Genomic DNA, 1,595 nt, shown 5'->3' with positions numbered 1-1,595 from the left:
CAAGCAGTGGCGCGGTGTTGCGACCCGCTACGACAAATATGCCCTGACCTACCTCGGCGGTGTCTTGTTGGCCTGCGCCGTCATCCACTCCCGCGTGGGAACTCTCAAATTGGGAGACACGCCCTAGCCGCTGGCCGCGGTGATCGAAGCTCAGGTGACGATGACCGACACTCACCAGCGGCAAGTGCAGCCTGCTGTTGAGCCCCTACCCGATTCCGATGGGTTGACGTCGGGATTACTTGGGGCAGTACCACAGTCGCGTCGTCGCTGAGCCCTTGGCGGGGGCCACGAGTTGCACACCACCGCCTTTGGACGTCGACGCACTGGCCCGCGCCACAAGGGCTGTACCGGCTGCATCGAGCCTTGGGATCGCCGATCCACTCGGCCGCACCAGAGATCCATGGGACACGATTGCCCAAAGGCGACGCGGTTTCACCTGATTGTCCTTCGTCACGTAATGGGTTGGTACGAGGTAATTTTGGAACTGATCAGATCACCCGCGAATCCCATCCTGATGCCGCACTCAACGTTCACTGTGGCGCATACGCCGTGACCGCCCGCTGCAGGATCGGCGCCCCGTTCAGAGCCCACGATTAGAAGTGCGGTGCCGTACACGGGGCGCCGGGCGCTGAACGTCGATTGATCTCGACGCAGAGCAATCGTGCTGAGCCTGACTATCGGCTTGGAGGCTGGTTGCATTCGACTAGGAGGCTGGCGACGCCTCGCCGGGGTCGCGTCACCGGACCTGCGCATAGGGCGACCGCGTCAACACATACCGCGGCGATGGCGCTCGCGAATGTGACGGACTGAACGCACGCGGTTCGTCCATTCTGTTCGTGCCACGTCATTCCCGTGGCGACGGGAGCGATGTTGAAACGCGTTGAGAACCGGCCCGTTAGAAGCGGTTGCGAATCGGTTCAGGTCAAATCACATGAGACACAAATGATTTGAACTAAATATGAATGTGCCAGTGGAGATGCGGGTGAGCTGCGGTTGAGCTCCGGGCAACGAAACCGCCCGCTCGATCGGATCTACTATGTTCCTACGTAGGTTACGGTTCAACGAACTGAACAGTTCGTGCGAGGTATGGCGGGCCGGCAACATTTGGAGGATCTGGTGGTAACCAAAGCGCTCCCAATCGGAGGCCTTGAGGCTCGTCGTCCGTTCCGGGAACGTATGGGCCCCAAGGGCAGCCTGATCTACAAGCTAGTGACCACCACCGATCACAAGCTGATCGGGATGATGTACTGCGTCGCCTGCTTTATGTTCTTCTTCATCGGTGGCTTGATGGCGCTGTTCATGCGCACCGAGCTGGCCATGCCGGGACTGCAGTTCCTGAGCAACGAGCAGTTCAACCAGCTGTTCACCATGCACGGCACGGTGATGCTGCTGTTCTACGCCACCCCGATCGTCTTCGGTTTCGCCAACCTGGTGCTGCCGCTGCAGATCGGCGCGCCGGATGTCGCGTTTCCGCGTCTGAACGCCTTCTCGTTCTGGCTGTTCCTGTTCGGCGCCATGATCGCCATCGCCGGCTTCATCACCCCCGGTGGTGCCGCTGACTTCGGCTGGACCGCCTACTCGCCGCTGACCGACGC

General features: G+C 60.8%; 1 protein-coding gene and 1 pseudogene. Both read left to right on the top strand.

The window, feature by feature from the left end; translation table 11 throughout:
* A pseudogene (locus TL10_RS30845) lies at positions 1–127 on the top strand (IS5 family transposase); the annotation flags it as partial.
* 989 nt (positions 128–1,116) lie between these two features.
* On the top strand, positions 1,117–1,595 hold a 479-nt coding region (locus TL10_RS29305), incomplete at its 3' end, for a cbb3-type cytochrome c oxidase subunit I (RefSeq protein WP_192830331.1).

The sequence above is a fragment of the Mycolicibacterium llatzerense genome (assembly GCF_000878195.1).
Taxonomy (GTDB): Bacteria; Actinomycetota; Actinomycetes; order Mycobacteriales; family Mycobacteriaceae; genus Mycobacterium; species Mycobacterium llatzerense.
Note: the sequence above shows the minus strand (reverse complement) of the source record. Positions and strands in the feature narration are given on the sequence as shown.